Genomic DNA, 19627 nt, shown 5'->3' with positions numbered 1-19627 from the left:
CGCCCGGGAACCCGGCGGCCGCGGCGGCCCCCGACGTGACGGCCGCGGTCGTGACGGCCGCAGACTGACGGCCGCGGTCGTGACAGCCGGGTGACAGCGGACCGACAGCGCTCTGCCAGCACGCCGCCGCACCGCCGGAGCCCCTGACAGCGGGCTGACAGCCCGGGCGGGCAGCCTGGGCACATGACACGAATCTCCACCGCCCCGAACGACCGGGGGCCCGCCGCGGGGAACGCCGTCGAGGTGCACGGCATCGTCAAGCACTTCGGCACCACCAAGGCGCTCGACGGCGTCGACCTGACCGTGCGCGAGGGCACCGTGCTCGGTGTGCTCGGCCCCAACGGCGCGGGCAAGACCACGCTGGTCCGCGTCCTGTCCACCCTGATCAAGCCCGACGCCGGCACCGCCTTCGTCGGCGGCTACGACGTGCTGCGCCAGCCCAAGCAGCTGCGCCGCACCATCGGCCTCACCGGCCAGTACGCCTCGGTCGACGAGCTGCTCTCCGGCTACGAGAACCTCTACCTGATCGGCCGGCTGCTCGACCTCTCCCGCAAGGAGGCCAAGGCCCGCGCCGCCGAACTGCTGGAGCGCTTCTCGCTCACCGAGGCCGCCAAGCGCCCCGCCAAGACCTACTCCGGCGGCATGCGCCGCCGCCTCGACCTGGCCGCCTCGATGATCGGCCGCCCCCGGGTGCTCTACCTGGACGAGCCCACCACCGGCCTGGACCCGCGCACCCGCAACGAGGTCTGGGACGAGGTCCAGCGGATGGTCGCCGAGGGCTCCACCGTGCTGCTCACCACCCAGTACATGGAGGAGGCCGAGCAGCTGGCCGGCGAGCTGACCGTCATCGACCGCGGCCGGGTGATCGCGGCCGGCGAGGTCTCCGAGCTCAAGGCCCAGGTCGGCGGCCGGACCCTCCAGGTCCGCCCGGCGCACCCGGCCGAGCTGCCCGAGATGGCCCGCTGCCTCCAGGACACCGGCATCACCGCCACCTTCTCCGCCGACACCGGCCTGCTCTCGGTGCCGATCACCGCCGAGGAGCAGCTGACCGCGGTGATCGGCGTGCTCGGCACCCGCGGCTTCGGCATCGCCGGCATCGACACCAAGCTGCCCAGCCTCGACGAGGTCTTCCTCGCCATCACCGGCAAGCCCGCGGACCGCCCGGCGGCCGCGGACGCCGCCCCCAGCCTCGCCAAGGAGCCCGTCGCATGACCACCGCCACACTCGCCCCCGTCCGGGCCGAGGACGCCGGGATCGGCCTGTCCGGCCACCTGCGGCACGTCGGCGCGCTGACCCGCCGCAACCTGATGCGGATCAAGGCCGACCCGGAGTCGATGTTCGACGCCATCCTGATGCCGGTCATCTTCACCGTGCTGTTCGTCTACGTCTTCGGCGGCGCGATCTCCGGCGGCCAGGACGCCTACAAGCAGTACATGATCCCCGGCCTGCTCGGCCAGACCGGTCTCACCCTGGCGATGGCCGTCGGCACCGGCCTCAACAGCGACTTCCAGACCGGCGTGATGGACCGCTTCCGCACCCTGCCGATCGGCCGCTCCTCGGTCCTGCTGTCCAAGATCGCCGCGGAGACCTGCCGGGCGATGCTCTCCTTCACCATCCTGATCGTGTTCTCGCTGATCCTCGGCTTCGAGCTCAAGGGCGGCCTGCTGGAACTGCTGGCGGCCATCGGCCTCTCCCTGGTGTTCGGCATGTCGATCGTGTGGATCTCGATGCTGCTGGGCATGGCGCTGCGCAGCGCCCAGGCCGTCCAGGGAGTCTCCATGCTGGTCCTGATGCCGATGCAGTTCGGCAGCTCCATCTTCGCCCCGACCGACACCATGCCGGGCTGGCTGCAGTCCTTCACCGAGGTGAACCCGCTGTCGGCGCTGGCCGACGCCTGCCGGGCGCTGATGAACGGCCAGGGCGCGGTGGCGCACCCGACGATGATCGTGCTGGCCTGGTCGGTCGGCATCACCGCGGTCTTCGCGCCGCTCGCGGTCGCGCGGTTCCGCAAGCGGACCTGAGATCCGGCCGGCCGACCGGCCCCGGGCGCGCGGGGGGCGCCCGGGGTCAGTCGACCAGCCGGTCCAGCAGTTCGCTGGTCTCCAGCGGGGACAGCCCGCGCCCCTCGGCGACGGCCGCCTCGAACACCGCGTCACCGAGCATCCCCCGCAGGTTCTGCTCGGCCTGCTCGCGCGCCGTCCGGTCCAGGAAGCCGCCCCGCGGACCGTTCATCGCCGAGTGGGCGCCGAACAGCAGCGCGGCCTTGCGGGCCCGGTCCTGGTCGCCGTCGCGCCGGGCGAAGACCTCCAGCACCCCGATCGCCGGCGGCAGCAGCATCACCGACATCTGCTCCACGAAGCCGCTCCCGCTCTCCCGCACCGTGCGCAGCAGCTCGCGCCCCTCGCGGACCAGCCGCAGACCGCCCTCGGGGTCGCCGGACCAGGCGGTGATCCAGCCCCGGGTGACGGTCAGCATCCCGCCGACCACGTCCGGGGCGAACGCGCCGACCCTCGTCCACTCCAGCAGGTCGAGCTCGGCCAGCGCCAGGTCGTAGTCGCCGCGGTGGGCGTGGACGCCGCAGAGCATCAGCCGGCCGAAGAGCAGCGCGCCGTTGGCCGCCTGGCTGTTCCCCGGGTCGAGCCCCTCGACCGCCTCCCGGATCCGCCGCTCGCCCGCCTCCAGGTCGTCCTCCAGCAGCGCGGAGCCCAGGTGGACGTTGAGCATCGGCACCTCCTGCGGCGCGCCCAGCTCCTCGGCCAGCTCGATCGCCCGCCGGTACGCCTCGACGGCCTCCGCCGAACGGCCCTGGTTGGCCAGCGACTCGCCGCGCGCGGTCAGCGCCTGGGACATCCCCCACAGGTCGCCGCTGCGGCGGTACAGCTCCAGCGACTCCTCGCCGTCGACGGTGCTCTGCTCGGCCCCGTCCGGCCAGTCGTTCATCATCTTGGCCCGGATCTGCAGGATGAACGCCAGGTCGCTGGGCCGGCCGTGCTCCCGGCTGCCCTCCACCGCGTCGTCCAGCAGGTCCTGCATCGCGTCCAGCTGGCCGACCAGGAAGGCCCCGAAGACCCGCATCAGCCCGGGGAAGCGGTAGGACTGCGGCAGATCGCGGGTGTAGGCCTCGGTGATCCGCCAGGCGGTGGTGACCGCGTCCGGATCGGCCAGCACGTCCAGGTTCCCCTCGAACATGCTGACCAGCCGGTAGACGACGACCGCGCGGCGGGCCTCGGCCGCCACCTCCTCCGGCATCGGGGGCGGGTACTCCAGCACGTGCCGGTCCAGCGGCACCGGGCGGGCCGCCGGGTCGAACGGGTCCGGGCCGATCCCCAGCACCGCGTCGTACCAGCGGCGGGCCTCCTGACTGAAGCCGCGCAGCGACCAGTACCAGCTCATGCCCAGCACCAGCACCAGCGCGTCGGCCTCGTCCCCACGGCCGACGGCGCGGCGCAGCGCGGCCCGGATGTTGTCGTGCTCGCGCTCCAGCACCGCCAGCCAGTGCAGCTGTGCCGGGCCGTGCACGTTCAGGTCGGCGGCGCGGACCAGCTCGCGGAAGTGCGCGACGTGCCGGCCCTCGGTCCCGTGGGTCTCCCCCGCCTCGGCCAGCCGCTCGACCGCGTACTCGTGGATGGTCTCCAGCATCCGGTAGCGCGGCGGGCCGTCCCCGTCGAGGTCGGCGACCAGCAGCGACTTGTCGACCAGCGACAGCAGCAGGTCGGCGACCTCCTCGCGGGGCACCCCCGACTCGTCCGAGCAGACCGCCTCCGCCGCCTCCAGCGACCAGCCGCCGGCGAACACCGCCAGCCGGCGCAGCACCGCGCGCTCCTGCTTGCCGAGCAGGTCCCAGCTCCAGTCGACCACCGCGCGCAGCGTCTGCTGGCGCGGCAGCAGGGTGCGGCTGCCCGCGGTCAGCAGGGCGAACCGGCCGTCCAGCCGGTCGGCGATCTGCCGGGCCGTCATCACCCGCAGCCGGGCGGCGGCCAGTTCGATGGCGAGCGGCAGGCCGTCGAGGCGGCGGCAGATCTCCGCGCACGCCGCCGGGTCGCTCTGCGGGTCGAAGCCCGGGCGGGCGGCGGCGGCCCGTTCGGCCAGCAGCCGCAGCGCCACCGGGTCCGGCAGCGGCTCCACCGGCAGGACGGTCTCCCCCGGCACGCCGAGCGGCTCCCGGCTGGTGGCCAGCACGGTCAGGCCCGGGCACTCGGTGAGCAGGGTCTCGGCGAGGTCGGCCGCGGGCTGGATCAGGTGCTCGCAGTTGTCCAGGACGAGCAGCATCCGGCGGCGGCCGCAGTGGTCGATCAGCCGGCGCACCGGGTCGTCGTTGCGGGCCTCGATCACGTCGGCGACGATGCTTCCGCCGGTGTGCAGGACGGTCTCCCGCAGGCCGAGCGCCGAGACCACCGCGCCGGGGACGGCGTCCGGGCGCTCCAGCGGGGCGAGCTCGGCCAGCCAGACGCCGTCCGGCCAGTTCCCGGCGGCCTGCTCCAGCCGGCCGGCCTCGACCGACAGCCGGGTCTTGCCGGAGCCGCCCGGACCGGTCAGGGTGACCAGCCGGCTGGCGGCGAGCACCGAGCGCAGGGCGGCGAGGTCGTGCTCCCGGCCGACGAAGCTGGTGAGCCGGCCGCGCAGGTTGCCCGCGGGCCGGGCGGGCGGTGCGGGGGCGGGGGCCGGCGGCGCCGGGGCGGCCGCGGCCGGCGGCCCGGGCGGCTCGCGCCGGGGAGCCGGACCGGGGGGCGCGGACGGGTCGGCCGGCCGCAGCAGCTCGGCGTGCAGGGACCGCAGCTGCCGCCCCGGGTCGACGCCGAGCTCGTCCGCCAGGGCCCGCCGGGTGCGCTCGTAGTGCCGCAGCGCCTCCGCCGTCCGGCCGCTCTCGTGCAGCGCCCGGACCATCAGGTACTGCAGCGGCTCGTCCAGCGGCTGCCGCTCGCACAGCTCGGCGAGCTCCGCCACCAGGTCGGCGGCCCGGCCGAGGCCGAGGTCGGCGGTGATCCGGTGGCGGCGGACCTCGTCGCGCTGCGCCTCCAGCCGGGTGGCCGGCCCGGCGCGGTCCGGCAGGTCGGCCAGCGCCGGGCCGCGCCACAGCGCCAGCGCGGCGCGCAGCCGCTCGGCGGCGGGGCCGTGGTCGCCGAGTTCCAGCGCCCGGCGGCCCTCGGCGGCCAGCCGCTGGAACTCGGCGAGGTCGGTGGCCGGGTCGGTCAGCCAGTACCCGGCCGGCCCGGAGCCGACCCGGTCACGGCCGATGGTGCGGCGCAGCCGGCCGACCAGGGTCTGCAGCGCAGCCGAGGAGTCCTGCGGCGGCTCGGCGTCCCAGACCTCGTCGACCAGCAGGTCGGCCGGCACCGGCCGGCCCTGCCGCAGGGCCAGCGCGGCCAGCAGGGCACGCAGCCGGGCGCCGCCGAGCGGGACCGGGGTGCCGTCGTCGTGGTGGGCGGTGGTGGTGCCGAGGATGCCGTAGTGCACCGAACCATTCTGGTGGATGGGCGCCGCCGTCCACGCACAATTGTCCGGGCCTGCACCGCGGCTCCACCCCGGCCGTACCGGAGCCCGCCCCCGGAGCACCGGGCGGGGCGCACGGGGCGGGGACACCGGGCGGCGCCCGGAACCCGGCGGCGGGCTCCGTACGTTCATCCGGGGCGGCTTGTCCCGCGCGGGCCCGCCCGGCATGATCGGCCTCTGCCCAGTTCCCACGCGCCCCCGACCACCGGAGCCCCACGTCATGACCTTCGCCGCCACGAAGCGCTCACGCAGCGAGGACCGCCGGATCAGCCCGGTGTTCTGGGCGCTGCTCGCGATACTCGCCACGTCCGGCTGGGCCGTGGCCCAGGGCTACGGCAACTCCCGGTTCGGGATCTTCCTGTTCGTGGTGGCCGGCTGGATGGTGTCGCTCTGCCTGCACGAGTACGCCCACGCGCGCACCGCGCTGCACGGCGGCGACCTCACCGTCGGGGCCAAGGGCTACCTGACCCTCAACCCGTTGAAGTACGCCAACGTGCTGCTCAGCTTCGTGCTGCCGATCGTCTTCGTGCTGCTCGGCGGCATCGGTCTGCCCGGCGGCGCGGTCTGGATCGAGCGGCACCGGATCCGGGGCCGGCTCAAGCACAGCCTGATCTCGGCGGCCGGACCGCTGGTCAACCTGCTCGCCGCGGTGGTGATCCTGGTCCCGGTCGGCGCCGGCTGGCTGGACGACCCCTCGGTGCGCGCGGTCTGGAACGGCTACGAGCTGGACGTCTCCCCGCTGGCGCTGGCCCTGGGCTTCCTCGGCATGCTGCAGCTGAGCGCGACCCTGCTCAACCTGCTCCCGGTGCCCGGCCTGGACGGCTACGGGATCATCGAGCCCTGGCTGTCGTACGGCGCCCGGCGGGCGATCGAGCCGTTCGCCCCGTACGGCATGCTGGCGGTCTTCGCGCTGCTCTGGCAGCCCGAGGTGAACCACTGGTTCTTCGAGGCCGTGTACGGCGTGATGGACCTGCTGGGCGTCGACCGGGCCTACGCGCAGGTGGGCCACGAGCTGTTCACGTTCTGGAAGAACTGACCGGGCTCAGGACCCCTGGCCGGCGGCCTTCGCCAGCCGCTCGCGGCGCAGGTTCATCCACAGCACGTTGCTGGCGATGCCCGCCATCGGGAGCCAGACGAGGCCGATCCACCAGCCCTGCACCAGCGAGACCACGGCGGCGGCCAGGGCCAGGACGACGACGAACGAGGCGAGGACGGACGTGCGGGGCATGGCGGGGGACTCCTGGGGCCGGGGGCGAGGTCGGCCCCCATTGTCGCCGACCTCACCCCCGGACCCGGTCCAGGGGTGAGGCCGGCGCTCCGGTCCGGCGACCGGACGGACCGGGCCGTCGCCGGTCAGACGTCGGTCAGACGTCGGTCAGACGTCGGTGATCCGCAGACCCGCGTGCGCCTTGTAGCGGCGGTTGACCGAGATGAGGTTCGCCACCAGCGACTCCACCTGGTGCGCGTTGCGCAGCCGGCCCGCGAAGACGCCGCGCATGCCGGGGATCCGGCCGGCCAGCGCCTGCACCAGGTCGGTGGCGGCCCGCTCGTCGCCGAGCACCATCACGTCGGTGTCGATCCGCTCGATCGACTCGTCCTGCAGCAGCACCGCCGAGAGGTGGTGGAAGGCGGCGGTCACCCGGGAGTCCGGCAGCAGGGCGGCGGCCTGCTGGGCGGCGCTGCCCTCCTCCGGGACGAGCGCGTAGGCGCCCTGCTTGTCGAAGCCGAGCGGGTTGACGCAGTCCACCACGATCTTGCCGGTCAGCTCCTCGCGGAGCGCGGTGAGCGTGGCGGCGTGGCCGTCCCAGGGCACCGCGACGATCACGATGTCGCTCTCGCGCGCGGTGGTGGCGTTGTCGGCGCCGCGCACGCCGCGGCCGATCCCGTCCGCCGCGGCCTGCGCCCGGGCGGCGTCGCGCGAGCCGATGATCACCCGCTGGCCGGCCCCGGCCAGCCGCAGGGCCAGCCCCCGCCCCTGGTCGCCGGTGCCGCCGAGGACGCCGACGACGAGCTGCGAGACGTCCGGCGGCTCGTGGGCCGGGTTTGTCGCTGAATCGAGGGAAGTCATGGGCCGATCCTGCCAAACCGCCGGGCCGCCGCGTCATCCTGTCCGCCATGGACGCGGTGAGAGTTTCGGCACTACGCGAGCGGCTGGCCGGCACCGGCTGGCCGGAGGCGGTCGGCGGGTTCGCCGGTGAGCTGCGGCACGCGGTCTCCCGGCGCGGCGCGGGCGAGCTGCTGCTGGTCGGGACCGAGGCCTACGAGCCCTGGCACCTGGCCGCCCACCTGGAGGACGAGGCCGCCTGGTCGGACGTCCCCCGGCTGGCCCCGACCCTGCTGCGGCACCGGGTCCCGGCCCGGGCGCCGGCCCATCTCGCGCACGGTCTGCAGCGGCTGACCGGGGCCGGGCGCGGCGCGACCGTCCTGGTGGTCGCACCGGCGGCGGCCGGCGTACCGCTGCTGGAGCGGGTGCACGACGCCCGGCGGCACGGCGCGACGGTGCTGGCGGTGGACGGCGCGGCGGCCGACGATCCGGGCGAGCACGCCGACCTGGCCGGACTGGCGCACCGGCGGCTGGCCGTCGGCACCGCCGACGAGGAGCCGTTCGACCTCGCCCAGCACCTGGTCAGCGCCGCCGCCGGGCAGCCGGCCGGGCGGCGGGGGCTGGGACGGCTGGCGGCGCTCGCCGGGCAGCTCACGGCGGGCCCGGCGATCAGCCGCTGGTGAGGGCGGGCACGTCGCCTCCCCGGCGGCCGGGCGGGCGGCCCGGCTCGGGTGCGGCGGGCCGCCCGGTTCCGGGACGGTTCCGGGACGGCTCCGGGACGGCTCCGCCGAGCGGACGGGCCGCTCCGGTGGGCGCGAAAACCCGTTGCGGTCCGGCCGGGCGCCCCCGCAGGATGGTCGCTCGTGAACGACGCCGACCAACCCTCGACCGGTCGGGCGGGTTCCCTGCTGCGCGCGGTCACCCCCGACCTCACTCCCTGGCGCTCCTCGCGGGACTTCCGCCTGCTCTGGCTCTCCGGCTGCGTCACCAGCTTCGGGAGCTTCCTGACCTACGTCGCCGTGCCGCTGCAGATCAAGGAGCTCACCGACTCCTCGTTCGCGGTCGGCCTGGTCGGTGCCTTCGAGCTGGTCCCGCTGATCGTCTTCGGCCTCTGGGGCGGCGCCCTCGCCGACGCCCTGGACCGCCGCCGCCTGGTGCTGTTCGCGGAGGCCGGCCTCGGTCTGCTCAGCGTCCTGCTGCTGCTCAACGCACTGCTGCCGACGCCCGTGCTGTGGCCCGTCTACCTGGTGGCGGCCCTGGTCGCCGCGGCCGACGGCCTGCAGCGGCCGTCGCTGGACGCGCTCACCCCGCGGATCGTGCCGCACGACCAGCTGACCGCCGCCTTCGCGCTCAACTCCCTCTACCGCAACGTCGGTTCGGTGGCCGGGCCGACCCTGGCGGGCGTCGTGGTGACGGTCGCCGGGGTGCAGACCGCGTACGCCCTGGACGTGGTGACCTTCGCCGCCTCGCTGCTGCTGCTCGCCCGGATCCGCGCCGTACCTCCGCCGACCGGCGGCGAGAAGCCGTCGGTGCGGGCCGTGCTCACCGGGGTCCGGTACGCCTGGAGCCGCAAGGACCTGCTCGGCACCTACGCGATCGACCTGTGCGCGATGCTGTTCGCCTTCCCGGTGGCGATCTTCCCGTTCCTGGCCGCCGAACTGCACGCCGACTGGGCGCTCGGCCCGATGTACGCCGCCTCGGCGGTCGGCGCCCTGCTCGTCTCGGTCACCAGCGGCTGGACGTCCCGGATCCACCGGCACGGCCGGCTGCTGCTGGTCGCCGCGCTCGGCTGGGGCGTGGCGATCGCCTTCGCGGGCCTGTCCGGCTCGGTCTGGCTGGTGCTGCTCTTCCTGGCCCTGGCCGGGGGTGCCGACCAGATCAGCGGGGTGGCCCGCTCCACGCTGTGGAACCAGTCGATCCCGGACGGGGTGCGCGGCCGGATGGCCGGGGTCGAGCTGCTCAGCTACTCGGTCGGGCCGCAGCTCGGCCAGGTCCGGGCCGGCGGCATGGCCGGGCTGGTCGGCGTCCGGGCCTCGGTGTGGATGGGCGGCGTCGCCTGCGTGGTGGGCGTGCTCGCGCTCGCCACCGCGCTGCCCCGGCTGCTCTCCTACGACGACCGCACCGACCCGCACGCCGCAGCCGTCCGCGCCGAGCACGAGCGGGCCGCGGCGGAGCGGGCGGCCGCGGAGCGGGGCGCCGGCGAGCGGGACTCCGCGGGGCGGGGCGGCCCGGGGCCGGACGCCGCGGGGCGGGGCGTCACCGGGCCGGCGCCGACGGCCGAGGAGAGCACCGCCGCCGCGGGGTAGCCGCCGGGGCCTCCCGGGCCGTCGCTACTCCCGGGAGCCGTCCTGCGGCCGGTCGTCCCAGCGCGGGTCGTTCGTCCACTCCCGGTTGCGCAGCTCGGCGGTCTCCAGCGCGTGCGCCGCCTCCTCCCGGGTGCCGTACGGGCCGAGCCGGTCCTTGGCCGGGCACTCCGGCCCCTCCTCGACCTTGCCGTGCTTGATGCAGTAGAACCACTCGCCGGGTCGGCCGGTCGGCTTGCTGCGGTGGAATCCCAGGGGCATGGTGGTCGCCTCCGTTGTCTGCGGTCTGGGTACTTGGTGCGTCCGGGGTACTGGCGGCGGGCCGGGGCCCCGCCACCGGGCCGGTGGCGGCGTCGCGTCGTCCCGATCATTCCCCGCCCCGGGAGCGTCCGCACACCCGCCGCCCGGAGCGGGCCCGCGGGCCCCGCCAACTAGACTCGCCGCCATGGCTCTCGTACCCGGCATCCAGTCCCCCACCCGCAAGGTCCCGGCGCACATCGCGCGCCCCGAGTACGTCGGGAAGCCCGCCCCGACGCCGTACACCGGGCCCGAGGTGCAGACCGCCGAGACGATCGAGAAGATGCGGATCGCCGGCGGGATCGCCGCCCGGGCGATGGCGGAGGCGGCCGCGCTGATCGCCCCCGGCGTCACCACGGACGCGCTGGACGCGGTCGCCCACGCGTACATGTGCGACCACGGCGCCTACCCGTCCGACCTCGGCTACCGGGGCTTCCCCAAGTCGATCTGCACCTCGGTCAACGAGGTCATCTGCCACGGCATCCCCGACTCGACCGTCCTCCAGGACGGCGACATCGTCAACATCGACGCGACCGCGTTCATCCACGGGGTGCACGGCGACCTCAACGCCACGTACCCGGTGGGCGACGTGGACGAGGAGTCCCGGCTGCTGGTCGAGCGGACCCGGGAGTCGCTCGACCGGGCGATCAAGGCGGTCAAGCCCGGCCGCCGGATCAACGTCATCGGGCGGGTCATCGAGTCCTACGCCAAGCGCTTCGACTACGGCGTGGTGCGGGACTTCACCGGGCACGGCATCAACACGTCGTTCCACTCCGGCCTGATCGTCCCCCACTACGACAGCGAGCGGGCGACCGAGGTGATCAAGCCGGGCATGACGTTCACCATCGAGCCGATGCTGACCCTGGGCACCTACGACTACGAGATCTGGGAGGACGGCTGGACGGTCGTCACCAAGGACCGCAAGCGCACCGCCCAGTTCGAGCACACCCTGGTCGTCACGGCGGACGGCGCGGAGGTCCTCACCCTGCCGTAGCGGCGCAGGCCGTGGCGGTACCCGCCGTCACGGCCCCGGCCGCGGCCGCCGGGCCCGGGTGACCGGACCGGCGCGACGGGCGGATCCGCGCCCGGACCGACGCCTGCACCGGGGTGCGCACCGGTCAGCCGATGAGCCACTGCTCCTCGGCGACGGCGCCCACCTCGGTGCAGGCGTCGGTCAGCACGTCCAGGACGCGCAGCGGATCCGGCAGCGGCTGCTCGGGCCCGCGCAGCCAGCGCACCTCGGAGCCGTCCGGCAGCGCGGCCGGCGGCAGCAGGGTGTACGAGCCGCGGCAGTGCCAGCGCAGCCCGGGGTGCTCGGACATGGTGTCCGGCGTGGAGTCCAGGGCGCTCGGCCACCACTCGTCCTCGTCCACCGGGGTGCCCCTGGTGCTGGTGAAGAACAGGTAGCGGTCCTCGCCGACGGCGGCGACCGGACCCTCGACGCCCAGCGCGGTCAGCCGCTCCAGGGCGAGGCGCCCGGCTTCGACCGGCACGTCCAGGACGTCGTGGGCGCGGCCGGTGGCGGTGACGAAGTTGGCCTGCGGGTCCCGGGAGAGCCAGCGGGCGAGCTGTTCCGGGTCCGTGGTGGCCTGGGTCTGCCAGGCGAAGGAGACCGGGTGCCGGGCCGGGGCCGGACAGGCCACCCGGTCGCAGGAACAGCGGTAGCCGGCCGGATGCGCGGCGGGCGCCAGCGGGAACCCGGCGCGGACCGCGCCGAGCAGCTGGTCCAGTCTGGCGGCGGGACTGTCGGTGGCCGCCGACCGGCCCCGTTCACGATCACGCTTCTGCCACCAGGCCGTCCACCTGCCGCCGGATTCCATCGGGCCCCTTCCGCGCATTGCCGTGCCTGGTGCGACACAGCGTTCGACGTACCACTCGACGCAACGCACGGCGCCCCCCGCTGCTTCCCCGGGTGGTGCTCGGCCCTGCAGTCCCGCGCCCTGCCAGCCGGAGCCGGGGTTGCCGGGCGGCCGACGCCGGGGTCACGGTACGGAGTCACTGCGGCACGACGGCTGCGGCTCGGCGGCCCGGCGGGCACGGTGAGGTGCGCCTCGCCCGGCCCGTACGGGCCCGCTGACCCGGGTGGACCCCGAGGGCGTAACAGGAAGGATAAGGGTGCGCGGGCCTTCCGGATGACCGGGGGCGGTGCCTCTCCGGTCACACTCCCGGCACCCGGCCGTCACACCGCCTCCGCCCGGCGCCCGGGTCGGCCGCCTCCGCGGCCCGTCCTCGCAGGCCAGGGCGGAGTGAGACCCTGGTGGGGTGAAGAGCGCGGACACCGAATTCGTCGGCGGCCCCCTGGACGGCCGGATCCTCCCCGTCCCGCTGGGGCCGATGTACGGCGTGCCCAGGAAGTACACCGTGCCGGTCCCCTCGCACGGGGACACCCCGGCGCGCACACTGGTGTACGTCCGGGCCAAGCAGCAGCGGGGCGCCCGCTGGTTCTGGCGTTACGAGTACGACGAGGCGGCCACGGCCCGCGCGTCCGGGTGACGGCCGCCTCCCCCTCGCGGGAGGACGGCGATGGCGAGAACCGTACGGCACCCCAGGCACCCGAGGAGCCGCGCCGAGGCGGTGAACCACCACAACCGGCAGGTGGCCGCGGTCACGGCCGGCCTGCTGGTGGTGGTCAGCGTCTACAGCGCGGTGCTCGGCTCCAACGGCTGGCTCTGGTTCGGGTGGACGGTGCTGCTGCTCGCCTGCGTGGCGCTGTTCGCCGTCCGCCCCTGAGCGGCGGCGGCGCCCACCGGCGACGCCTCCGGCACCGGTGGCCGGTACCGGTCGCGGGCCCGGTGCCGGCGCCCGGTGCCGATCAGTCGTCCTCGGCGAGGATCAGGTACAGCTTCTTGCGGGTCTCGTTGAGCGCCGCGAGCCCCTTGGCGCGCTGCGCCTCGGTGCCCGTCGCCATGACCTGCCGAACGGCCTGGTCCACCGCGGCGAGCGCCTGGCCGACCTCCTGGACCGCGGCCCAGTCGACCTCCTGACCGGCCTCCGCCCACGGCTCGTCCGGCCCGGCCTCGGCCTCCGTCCGGCCCGCCCCGGTGAGCGAGACCAGCCGCTTGCCGCCGGTCTCCTCCACCGTGACCAGCCCTTCCTCCTCCAGCAGCTGGAGGGTCGGGTAGACCGAACCCGGGCTCGGCCGCCACGCCCCGCCGGACCGCTCCGCGATCTCGGCGATCATCTCGTAGCCGTGCATCGGCCGCTCCCTCAGCAGCGCCAGCAGCGAGGCCCGCACGTCCCCGCGCCTGGCCCGGCCGCCGCGCCGCCCGCCGCCGCGGGCCCACGGGGGCCCGCCGAAGCCGCGCCCCCACGGCCCGCCCGGCGGCCGGCCCGGCGCACCGCCGAACGGCGGCGGGCCGAAGTGGCCGAACGCCCCCCGGCCCTCCCCGTACTCACCGTGCTCACCGGGTACGCCGGCGAACTCCGGCCCCGGACGGCAGCCACCGGGGCCGCCCTCACCGCGGAATCGTCCTGGGCGCATCGCACCCACCTCCCGTCCCGGCCGCTCGCGGCGGCCTTGCAAGCGCTCGTTCGGGACAGTCGGACAACCATCCCGATAACTCGACGATATATCGGTGACTGTCGACCGTCAACGCTTTCCGATACACCCTCCCCCGCTGCCCGGCGGCCGCCCGCTACGGTGCGGGCATGGCCGGAGAACGAGACCTCACGACACTGCTGCGCGACCTTCGCCCCGTGCTCAACCCGGGGCGGTACGTCTACTGCACGCTGCCCACCAAGGTGCCCGCCGGACTGCGGCCGGTGGCCACCGTCGCCGAGCCCGAGGGGGTGACGGTGGTGGTCGCCCGGGAGGAGGCCGACGCGCTCGGCCTGCCGTACACCTACGTGGCCGCCTGGATCACCCTGCGGATCCACTCGGCCCTGGAGGCCGTGGGCCTGACCGCCGCCGTCGCGGCCCGGCTGGCCGGGGAGGGCATCGGCTGCAACGTGGTGGCCGGCTTCCACCACGACCACCTCTTCGTCGCCGCCGACGACGCCGAACGCGCCGTCCGCGCCCTGGAGGACCTCTCCGCCCGCTCCGCCTGACCGGTCCGGCTCCGCCGGGTGGCCCCCCTCCCCGGCGCCCCGGACACTGGGAGGGCCGGGCGGAACCCGCCCGGCCCTCCCCCTCCGTCCGGAAGGAAGTGCGCCGCCATGGCCATCTGTGTCACCTGCGGCAACGACTACTGGCTGGCCTTCGAGATCAAGACGGTCACCGGCGACGTCTACACCTTCGACAGCTTCGAGTGCGCGATGGAGAAGCTCGCGCCCCGCTGCGAGCACTGCAACGTCCGCATCGTCGGGCACGGCGTCGAGGTGGCCGGCATGTTCTTCTGCTGCGCCAACTGCGCCCGCGTCAGCGGCGGCCTCGGCGACCAGATCCGCGACGCCGTCGGCACCCACCCGGGCTGACCCGCCCCGGCACGACGAAGGCCCCCGACCTGCGTGAACAGCAGGTCGGGGGCCTTCGTCGAAGCCGGCGGCGGAAGAGTCGGCCTGTACGCCGGGTTCTGTCACCCGGTCCGCTTGCGCGGGCCGGGGAGACGGCCATCCATCTAGGGCTGCCGTTGCCGACAGCCTCGTGCGGTCCACCCGCGGACTCGGGCGAGCAGCCCTCGGACATCCGCGCACGGCGCCCTGGGGCGCCGATCTTGACCTTGCTCCAGGTGGGGTTTACCGAGCCGGCCGGGTCACCCCGGCCGCTGGTGGTCTCTTACACCACCGTTTCACCCTTACCCGTCGCCGAAGCGGCGGGCGGTCTGTTTTCTGTGGCACTGTCCCGCGGGTCACCCCGGGTGGGCGTTACCCACCACCCTGCTCTGTGGAGCCCGGACGTTCCTCGGCGGGTCCCGAAGGACCCGTCGCGGCCGCCCGGCCGGCTCTTCCGCCGTGTGGTCATGGTAGCCGCTCGGGCGGGGCCTCCCGTACTCCGGGGCGGCTCAGGGGCGGGTCGCCGCCGAGGCGGGCGGCCACCCGGGCAGCGGTCGCGGTGCCCCAGGCGGAGGTGGTGACCAGGCCGAGCAGCAGGATCACGGTGCCGAGCCCGGCCACGACGTACCAGCCGGTGTGGGTCGCGGGGGCGAAGCCGGTGGCGACCGGCCCGGTCACGGCGGAGGCGACCACGGTCCCGATCACCGCGACGCCGAGCGACTGGCCGACCTGCCGACTGGTCGAGGCGACCGCCGCCGCCACCCCGGCCTGGGCGCGCGGCATGCCGGAGACCGCGGCGTTGGTGATCGGCGCGTTGACGAAGCCGAAGCCGAAGCCGAACAGCCCGTACGCCGCCAGCAGCAGCGCCGGCGGGGAGTCCGCGGCCAGCCGGGTGAGCAGCAGACCGCTCGCGATCAGGCCCAGGCCGGCCAGCACCAGCGGCACCCGCGGCCCCCGGGCACCGACGATCCGGCCCGACAGCGGCGCGCAGACCAGCATCATCACGGCCATCGGCAGCGTCCACAGGCCTGCCTCGACCGGGCTCCAGCCCCGGACGACCTGCAGGTAGATGGTGTTGAGGAAGAGGAAACCGCCGAGCGAGGCGAAGGCGCAGACGGCGGTCACGGTGGCGCCGGTGAAGGGCGCGCTGCGGAAGAACCGGGGGTCGACCAGCGGCTCGGCCACCCGCCGCTCCCAGAGCGGGAAGGCGATCAGGGCGGCGAGCGCGGCCACCGCCAGGCCCAGGATCAGCGGGGACGTCCAGCCGTGCCCGGGGCCCTCGATGATCGCGGCGGTGCCGCAGCCGAGCAGCACCACCATCAGCGACTGCCCCACCGGGTCCGGCCGGCGGGGCCGGGGCGCGCGGGACTCGGGGACGTAACGGGCGGTCAGCAGGCAGGCCAGCAGGCCCACCGGAACGTTGATCAGGAAGATCGCCGGCCAGCCGGCCGCGTGCACCAGGAAGCCGCCGAGCAGCGGCCCGAGCGCCATCGAGATGCCCACCACGCCGCCCCAGATCCCGATCGCCCGGGCCCGTTCGCGCGGTTCGGTGAAGGTGTTGGTGATGATCGACATCGCCACCGGGTTGAGCATCGAACCGCCCACCGCCTGCACCGCCCGGAACAGCACCAGCCACTCCAGGCCGGGCGCCAGACTGCAGAGCAGCGAGCCGAGCACGAAGACCAGCAGGCCGGTCTGGAACACCCGGCGGCGGCCGACGCGGTCGGCCAGCGAGCCGAAGAACATCAGCAGCGAGGCCAGCACCAGGGTGTAGGCGTCGATGATCCACTGCAGTCCGGAGGCGGGGGCGTCCAGGTCCTTCTGGATCTCCGGGAGGGCGATGTTCACCACGGTGTTGTCGAGACCGACGATGAACAGGCTCAGGCAGCAGATCGCCAGGACGAGCTGCCGTCGGCGCCGTCCGGGATCGGCGGCGGACGGCGGGCTCGGGAGGGTCGCTTCGGGCACGGGTCGATCCTCCCACCGGGACCGGGCTCAGACGGCGGCGAAGCGGACCGTCCGGGTGGTCGGGTCGGCGGTGGTGAGCCGGGCGGTGATCCGCGCGCCGAGCGGCAGGGCGGTGGCGGGTGACACCCCGTCGGACCCGCCGTCCGGGCCCCCGCCGGCGCGCTCGCAGCGGGCCCGGACGGCGGGTTCGCGCAGCTGGACGGTGCCGCGGCCGGGCCGCTTCCCGTCCACGTCGATGACCACCGCCGGGAAGTCCTCGCCCACCCGGCCGGTCAGCAGCTCCGCCTCCACGAGGTCCACGCAGGCCCGCTCGACCTCACCCGAACGGCGGTCCCCCGCCGCCATCAGCGCCGGCACGGCGGTGAGCGCCTCGCGCGCCCAGTCCGGCACCTCCTCGCCCGCCGCGACGGCCGCGCAGACCTCCTGCGCGAACCGGTCCCCCAGCCGGCGCAGCGGCGCGGTGCAGTGCGCGTACGGCGCGGCCAGCGCGGCGTGCGCCGGGTCGGCCGGCACGGGGATCCCGCGGCTCCCGTCGAAGGCCCGGTACCCGGCACCGCGCAGCAGCCCGGCGCACTCGTTGAGGAAGGCGGCGTGCAGCGGGCGCTCCGGGTCGAGCGAGCGGACCAGGTCCGGATAGGGCAGCCCCTCCGGCCAGTCCACGTCCAGCGCCCGGGCGGTGCGGCGCAGCCGCTCGTACGCGGCGGGCGGGGCCGCGGGCAGGGTGCGCAGCAGGCCGACGCCCGCGTCCAGCATCAGCTCGGCGGCGGCCATGCCGGTGAGCAGCGAGATCTGGGCGTTCCAGCCGTCGGCGGGGACCGGCGCGCGGTAGGCGAGGACGTAGCCGCGCGGGGTCTCCTCGATCTCCTGCTCGGGCACCGGCAGGCTGATCCCGCCGCGCTCGCGCTCCCGCTCCTCGCGCAGCCGGCCGACGGTGGCGAGCAGGGCGAGCTGCTCGTCGGCGCCGCCGGCGTCCACGGCGCGCTGGACGGCGGCGTGGTCGAGGCGGCGGTGCGAGCGGACCACGGCGCGGCGCAGGTCGGCCAGGACGACCGCGCCGTCGGCGTCCAGGTCCAGCTGCCAGAGCAGGGCGGGGCGGGTCTCGCCGGGCAGCAGGCTGGCGGCGTCCTCGGAGAGCCGGGCGGGGTGCAGCGGGACGCGGCGGTCGGGGAAGTACAGGGTCTGCACCCGGCGGCGGGCCTCCTCGTCGATCGCGCCGCCGGGGCGGACGAAGGCGGCGACGTCGGCGATCGCGTAGTGCACCCGGTAGCCGCCGCCGGGGCGGTGGGCGAGGTGCATGGCCTGGTCGAGGTCCCGGGAGCCGGGCGGGTCGACGGTGAACAGCGGCAGCTCGGTGGCGTCGTGGTCCGGCAGCCGCGGCGAGCCGGCGGCCAGTTCGGCCTCCGCCAGCACGGCCTCGGGCCACTCGGTGCGGATCTCCAGAGCGGCCCGCAGCCCGGCCAGCTCGGCGTTGATCCGGGCGGAGTCGGCGGCCTTGACACGCAGTTTTCGGCGGGGCATGGACGCAGCGTAGGTCGCCCCGACCGGCCCCGCCCGCCGAACGGACCGGGGTCGGCCCGGGCGGGGCCGGGGTGTAAGGGGTCGTAGCGTGGGCGGGGCCGGGGAGTCGGCGGGAACGGAGGTCCGGGCGATGGGTGCGGTGGCGCGGGAAGCGGTGGCGCGGGGTGTGGGGACGGCGGTGGCCGGGGGGCTCGCGGCGGTGGGGGCGCTGCACGCGGTGTGGACGGTGACGCCGTGGCCGCTGCGCACGCCCGGGGAGTTCGCGGACACCGTGGTCGGCTCGGGCGAGGGGGTGCCCCCGGTGGCGGCGTGCCTGGCGGTGGCCGGGGCGCTGGGGACGGCCGCGTACCTGGTGGCGGCGGAGGCCGGGGTGGCCCCGGCGGTGGGACCCGCGCGGGTGCGGCGGGCCGGGGTGCGGACGGTCGCGGCGGTGCTGCTGGCCCGCGGGGCGGGCGGCCTGGTGGTGTCCGGGCTCGGGCTGGCCGGGAGCAGCGAGCGGTTCCGGCGGATGGACACCCGGTACTACGCGCCGCTCTGCCTGGCGCTCGGCGCCGGAGCCGCCGTGACCAGCCGTTTCCCGGGGTCGGGGCGGGTTGCGTAGGGTGGCGTGGTCCGTGGCCGCGAAGTGTGGAGGAGTCCGTCGTGCTGGTGCTGTTGCCGCCCTCGGAGGGTAAGGCCGCGTCCGGGGACGGCGTGCCGGTGGCGCTCGACGGGCTGTCGCTGCCCGGACTGACGGCGGCCCGGTCGGAGGTGCTGGACGCGCTGGTCTCCCTGTGCCGGGGCGACGAGGACACCGCCGCCGGGGTGCTCGGGCTCAGCCCGGGGCTGCGCGGCGAGGTGGCCCGCAACGCGGGGCTGCCGACCGCGGGCGCGTTCCCGGCCGGGCGGGTGTACACCGGGGTGCTGTTCGACAACCTCGGCCTGGCGACGCTGGACGAGGCCGCGTACGAGCGGGCCGAGCGGAGTCTGCTGGTGTTCTCCGGGCTCTGGGGCGCGGTGCGGATCAGTGACCGCATCCCGCCGTACCGCTGCTCGATGGGGGTGAAACTCCCCGGACCGGGGGCGCTCGGCGCGTACTGGCGGCGCGCGATGACGGACGTGCTGCCGCAGGCCGCCGACGGACTGGTGCTGGACCTGCGCTCCTCCGCCTACGCGGCGGCCTGGAAGCCGGCCGGCGAGGTGGTCTCCCAGACCGCGACCGTGCGGGTGCTCCAGGAACGCGACGGGAGGCGGACGGTCGTCAGCCACTTCAACAAGGCGACCAAGGGCCGGCTGGTCCGCGACCTGCTGGTGGCGGGCGCCGAACCGAAGACCCCGGGCGAGCTGCTGGACGCGCTGGACGGGCTGGGCCACCGGGTGGAGGTGGCCGCCGAGGGGACCGCGCGCAGGCCGTGGCAGCTGGACGTGGTGGTCACCGAGGTGCACTGAGCCGCGGTAGCGCGCCGGGCCGGACGGTGGTCCGTCCGGCCCGTGCGCCGGGGCGGGCGCCCCCCCCCGCGCCCCGCCCCACCGCGGGCGGCGGCGGCAGCGCAGGTGGGCGGGGTGGTTGAGCAGCCGCACCGAGGCGGTGGCGGCC

At 75.6% G+C, this 19627-nt stretch carries 20 protein-coding genes and 1 other RNA gene; 12 read left to right on the top strand and 9 right to left on the bottom strand.

Annotated elements, in window-relative coordinates; all coding sequences use genetic code 11:
• Nucleotides 1-183: 183 nt before the first annotated feature.
• Nucleotides 184-1212 (top strand): ATP-binding cassette domain-containing protein, encoded by a 1029-nt coding sequence (locus tag ACFCX4_RS21355; RefSeq protein WP_376144702.1) that lies wholly within the window; start codon nucleotides 184-186, stop codon nucleotides 1210-1212.
• Nucleotides 1209-2021 carry an ABC transporter permease gene (locus tag ACFCX4_RS21350; protein WP_376144701.1) on the top strand — a complete coding sequence of 271 codons (813 nt, stop codon included), beginning with the start codon at nucleotides 1209-1211 and terminating at the stop codon, nucleotides 2019-2021. The genes ACFCX4_RS21355 and ACFCX4_RS21350 overlap by 4 nt, the downstream gene beginning before the upstream one ends.
• Before the next feature lie 46 nt (nucleotides 2022-2067).
• On the opposite strand, the gene ACFCX4_RS21345 is transcribed toward ACFCX4_RS21350, so the two are convergent.
• A complete protein-coding gene (locus ACFCX4_RS21345; RefSeq protein WP_376144699.1) occupies nucleotides 2068-5454 on the bottom strand; it encodes a BTAD domain-containing putative transcriptional regulator in 3387 nt (1128 codons plus the stop codon).
• Between the two features lie 256 nt (nucleotides 5455-5710).
• Here ACFCX4_RS21345 and ACFCX4_RS21340 point away from each other — a divergent pair, with 256 nt between their 5' ends.
• A complete protein-coding gene (locus ACFCX4_RS21340) occupies nucleotides 5711-6526 on the top strand; it encodes a site-2 protease family protein (RefSeq protein ID WP_376144697.1) in 816 nt (271 codons plus the stop codon).
• A 6-nt stretch (nucleotides 6527-6532) separates the two neighbouring features.
• Here ACFCX4_RS21340 and ACFCX4_RS21335 read toward each other — a convergent pair whose 3' ends face one another.
• Nucleotides 6533-6718 carry a hypothetical protein gene (locus tag ACFCX4_RS21335; protein ID WP_376144696.1) on the bottom strand — a complete coding sequence of 62 codons (186 nt, stop codon included), beginning with the start codon at nucleotides 6716-6718 and terminating at the stop codon, nucleotides 6533-6535.
• Between the two features lie 147 nt (nucleotides 6719-6865).
• Nucleotides 6866-7558: an NADPH-dependent F420 reductase gene (gene npdG, locus ACFCX4_RS21330; RefSeq protein ID WP_376144694.1), complete on the bottom strand. Its 693-nt coding sequence runs from the start codon at nucleotides 7556-7558 to the stop codon at nucleotides 6866-6868.
• A gap of 47 nt (nucleotides 7559-7605) precedes the next feature.
• On the opposite strand from npdG, the gene ACFCX4_RS21325 reads away from it, so the two are divergent.
• Entirely contained in the window at nucleotides 7606-8217 is a 612-nt protein-coding gene (locus ACFCX4_RS21325) for a hypothetical protein (protein ID WP_376144692.1), read from the top strand.
• A gap of 180 nt (nucleotides 8218-8397) precedes the next feature.
• A complete protein-coding gene (locus ACFCX4_RS21320) occupies nucleotides 8398-9840 on the top strand; it encodes an MFS transporter (protein ID WP_376144690.1) in 1443 nt (480 codons plus the stop codon).
• Nucleotides 9841-9864: 24 nt separating this feature from the next.
• On the opposite strand, the gene ACFCX4_RS21315 is transcribed toward ACFCX4_RS21320, so the two are convergent.
• Nucleotides 9865-10098: a hypothetical protein gene (locus ACFCX4_RS21315; RefSeq protein WP_376144688.1), complete on the bottom strand. Its 234-nt coding sequence runs from the start codon at nucleotides 10096-10098 to the stop codon at nucleotides 9865-9867.
• A gap of 184 nt (nucleotides 10099-10282) precedes the next feature.
• Here ACFCX4_RS21315 and map point away from each other — a divergent pair, with 184 nt between their 5' ends.
• Nucleotides 10283-11128, top strand: a complete 846-nt coding sequence (gene map, locus ACFCX4_RS21310) for a type I methionyl aminopeptidase (RefSeq protein ID WP_376144687.1) — start codon at nucleotides 10283-10285, stop codon at nucleotides 11126-11128.
• Between the two features lie 124 nt (nucleotides 11129-11252).
• Here the strand turns inward: map and ACFCX4_RS21305 are convergent, their stop codons facing one another.
• Complete coding sequence (locus ACFCX4_RS21305) at nucleotides 11253-11954, bottom strand: bifunctional DNA primase/polymerase (RefSeq protein ID WP_376144685.1); 702 nt, start codon at nucleotides 11952-11954, stop codon at nucleotides 11253-11255.
• A 442-nt stretch (nucleotides 11955-12396) separates the two neighbouring features.
• On the opposite strand from ACFCX4_RS21305, the gene ACFCX4_RS21300 reads away from it, so the two are divergent.
• Nucleotides 12397-12627 (top strand): hypothetical protein, encoded by a 231-nt coding sequence (locus ACFCX4_RS21300; protein ID WP_376144683.1) that lies wholly within the window; start codon nucleotides 12397-12399, stop codon nucleotides 12625-12627.
• 30 nt (nucleotides 12628-12657) lie between these two features.
• Entirely contained in the window at nucleotides 12658-12864 is a 207-nt protein-coding gene (locus ACFCX4_RS21295; protein WP_376144682.1) for a hypothetical protein, read from the top strand.
• A gap of 82 nt (nucleotides 12865-12946) precedes the next feature.
• Here the strand turns inward: ACFCX4_RS21295 and ACFCX4_RS21290 are convergent, their stop codons facing one another.
• The gene (locus ACFCX4_RS21290) at nucleotides 12947-13615 is read right to left on the bottom strand and encodes a PadR family transcriptional regulator (protein ID WP_376144680.1); all 669 of its coding nucleotides are present in this window, start codon (nucleotides 13613-13615) and stop codon (nucleotides 12947-12949) included.
• Nucleotides 13616-13782: 167 nt separating this feature from the next.
• On the opposite strand from ACFCX4_RS21290, the gene ACFCX4_RS21285 reads away from it, so the two are divergent.
• Both ACFCX4_RS21285 and ACFCX4_RS21280 read left to right on the top strand, forming a co-directional pair.
• Complete coding sequence (locus tag ACFCX4_RS21285) at nucleotides 13783-14181, top strand: ACT domain-containing protein (protein WP_376144678.1); 399 nt, start codon at nucleotides 13783-13785, stop codon at nucleotides 14179-14181.
• Nucleotides 14182-14289: 108 nt separating this feature from the next.
• Nucleotides 14290-14547, top strand: a complete 258-nt coding sequence (locus ACFCX4_RS21280) for a Prokaryotic metallothionein (RefSeq protein WP_376144676.1) — start codon at nucleotides 14290-14292, stop codon at nucleotides 14545-14547.
• 71 nt (nucleotides 14548-14618) lie between these two features.
• Here ACFCX4_RS21280 and rnpB read toward each other — a convergent pair.
• The 3 genes from rnpB to ACFCX4_RS21265 all read right to left on the bottom strand — a co-directional run bounded on the left by rnpB (nucleotide 14619) and on the right by ACFCX4_RS21265 (nucleotide 18051).
• An RNA gene (gene rnpB / locus ACFCX4_RS21275) (RNase P RNA component class A) lies at nucleotides 14619-15018 on the bottom strand.
• A gap of 12 nt (nucleotides 15019-15030) precedes the next feature.
• Nucleotides 15031-16533 (bottom strand): MFS transporter, encoded by a 1503-nt coding sequence (locus ACFCX4_RS21270; protein ID WP_376144674.1) that lies wholly within the window; start codon nucleotides 16531-16533, stop codon nucleotides 15031-15033.
• Nucleotides 16534-16560: 27 nt separating this feature from the next.
• Nucleotides 16561-18051 carry an RNB domain-containing ribonuclease gene (locus tag ACFCX4_RS21265; protein WP_376144672.1) on the bottom strand — a complete coding sequence of 497 codons (1491 nt, stop codon included), beginning with the start codon at nucleotides 18049-18051 and terminating at the stop codon, nucleotides 16561-16563.
• An 88-nt stretch (nucleotides 18052-18139) separates the two neighbouring features.
• Between ACFCX4_RS21265 and ACFCX4_RS21260 the strand changes: the two genes are divergently transcribed.
• Nucleotides 18140-18652 (top strand): DUF3995 domain-containing protein, encoded by a 513-nt coding sequence (locus ACFCX4_RS21260; protein ID WP_376144670.1) that lies wholly within the window; start codon nucleotides 18140-18142, stop codon nucleotides 18650-18652.
• Between the two features lie 41 nt (nucleotides 18653-18693).
• Nucleotides 18694-19479, top strand: coding sequence for a peroxide stress protein YaaA (gene yaaA, locus ACFCX4_RS21255; protein WP_376144668.1), 786 nt, complete (start codon nucleotides 18694-18696; stop codon nucleotides 19477-19479).
• The last annotated feature ends 148 nt before the right edge of the window (nucleotides 19480-19627 follow it).

The sequence above is a fragment of the Kitasatospora sp. NPDC056327 genome (genome assembly GCF_042261735.1).
Classification (GTDB): domain Bacteria; phylum Actinomycetota; class Actinomycetes; order Streptomycetales; family Streptomycetaceae; genus Kitasatospora.
Note: the sequence above shows the minus strand (reverse complement) of the source record. Positions and strands in the feature narration are given on the sequence as shown.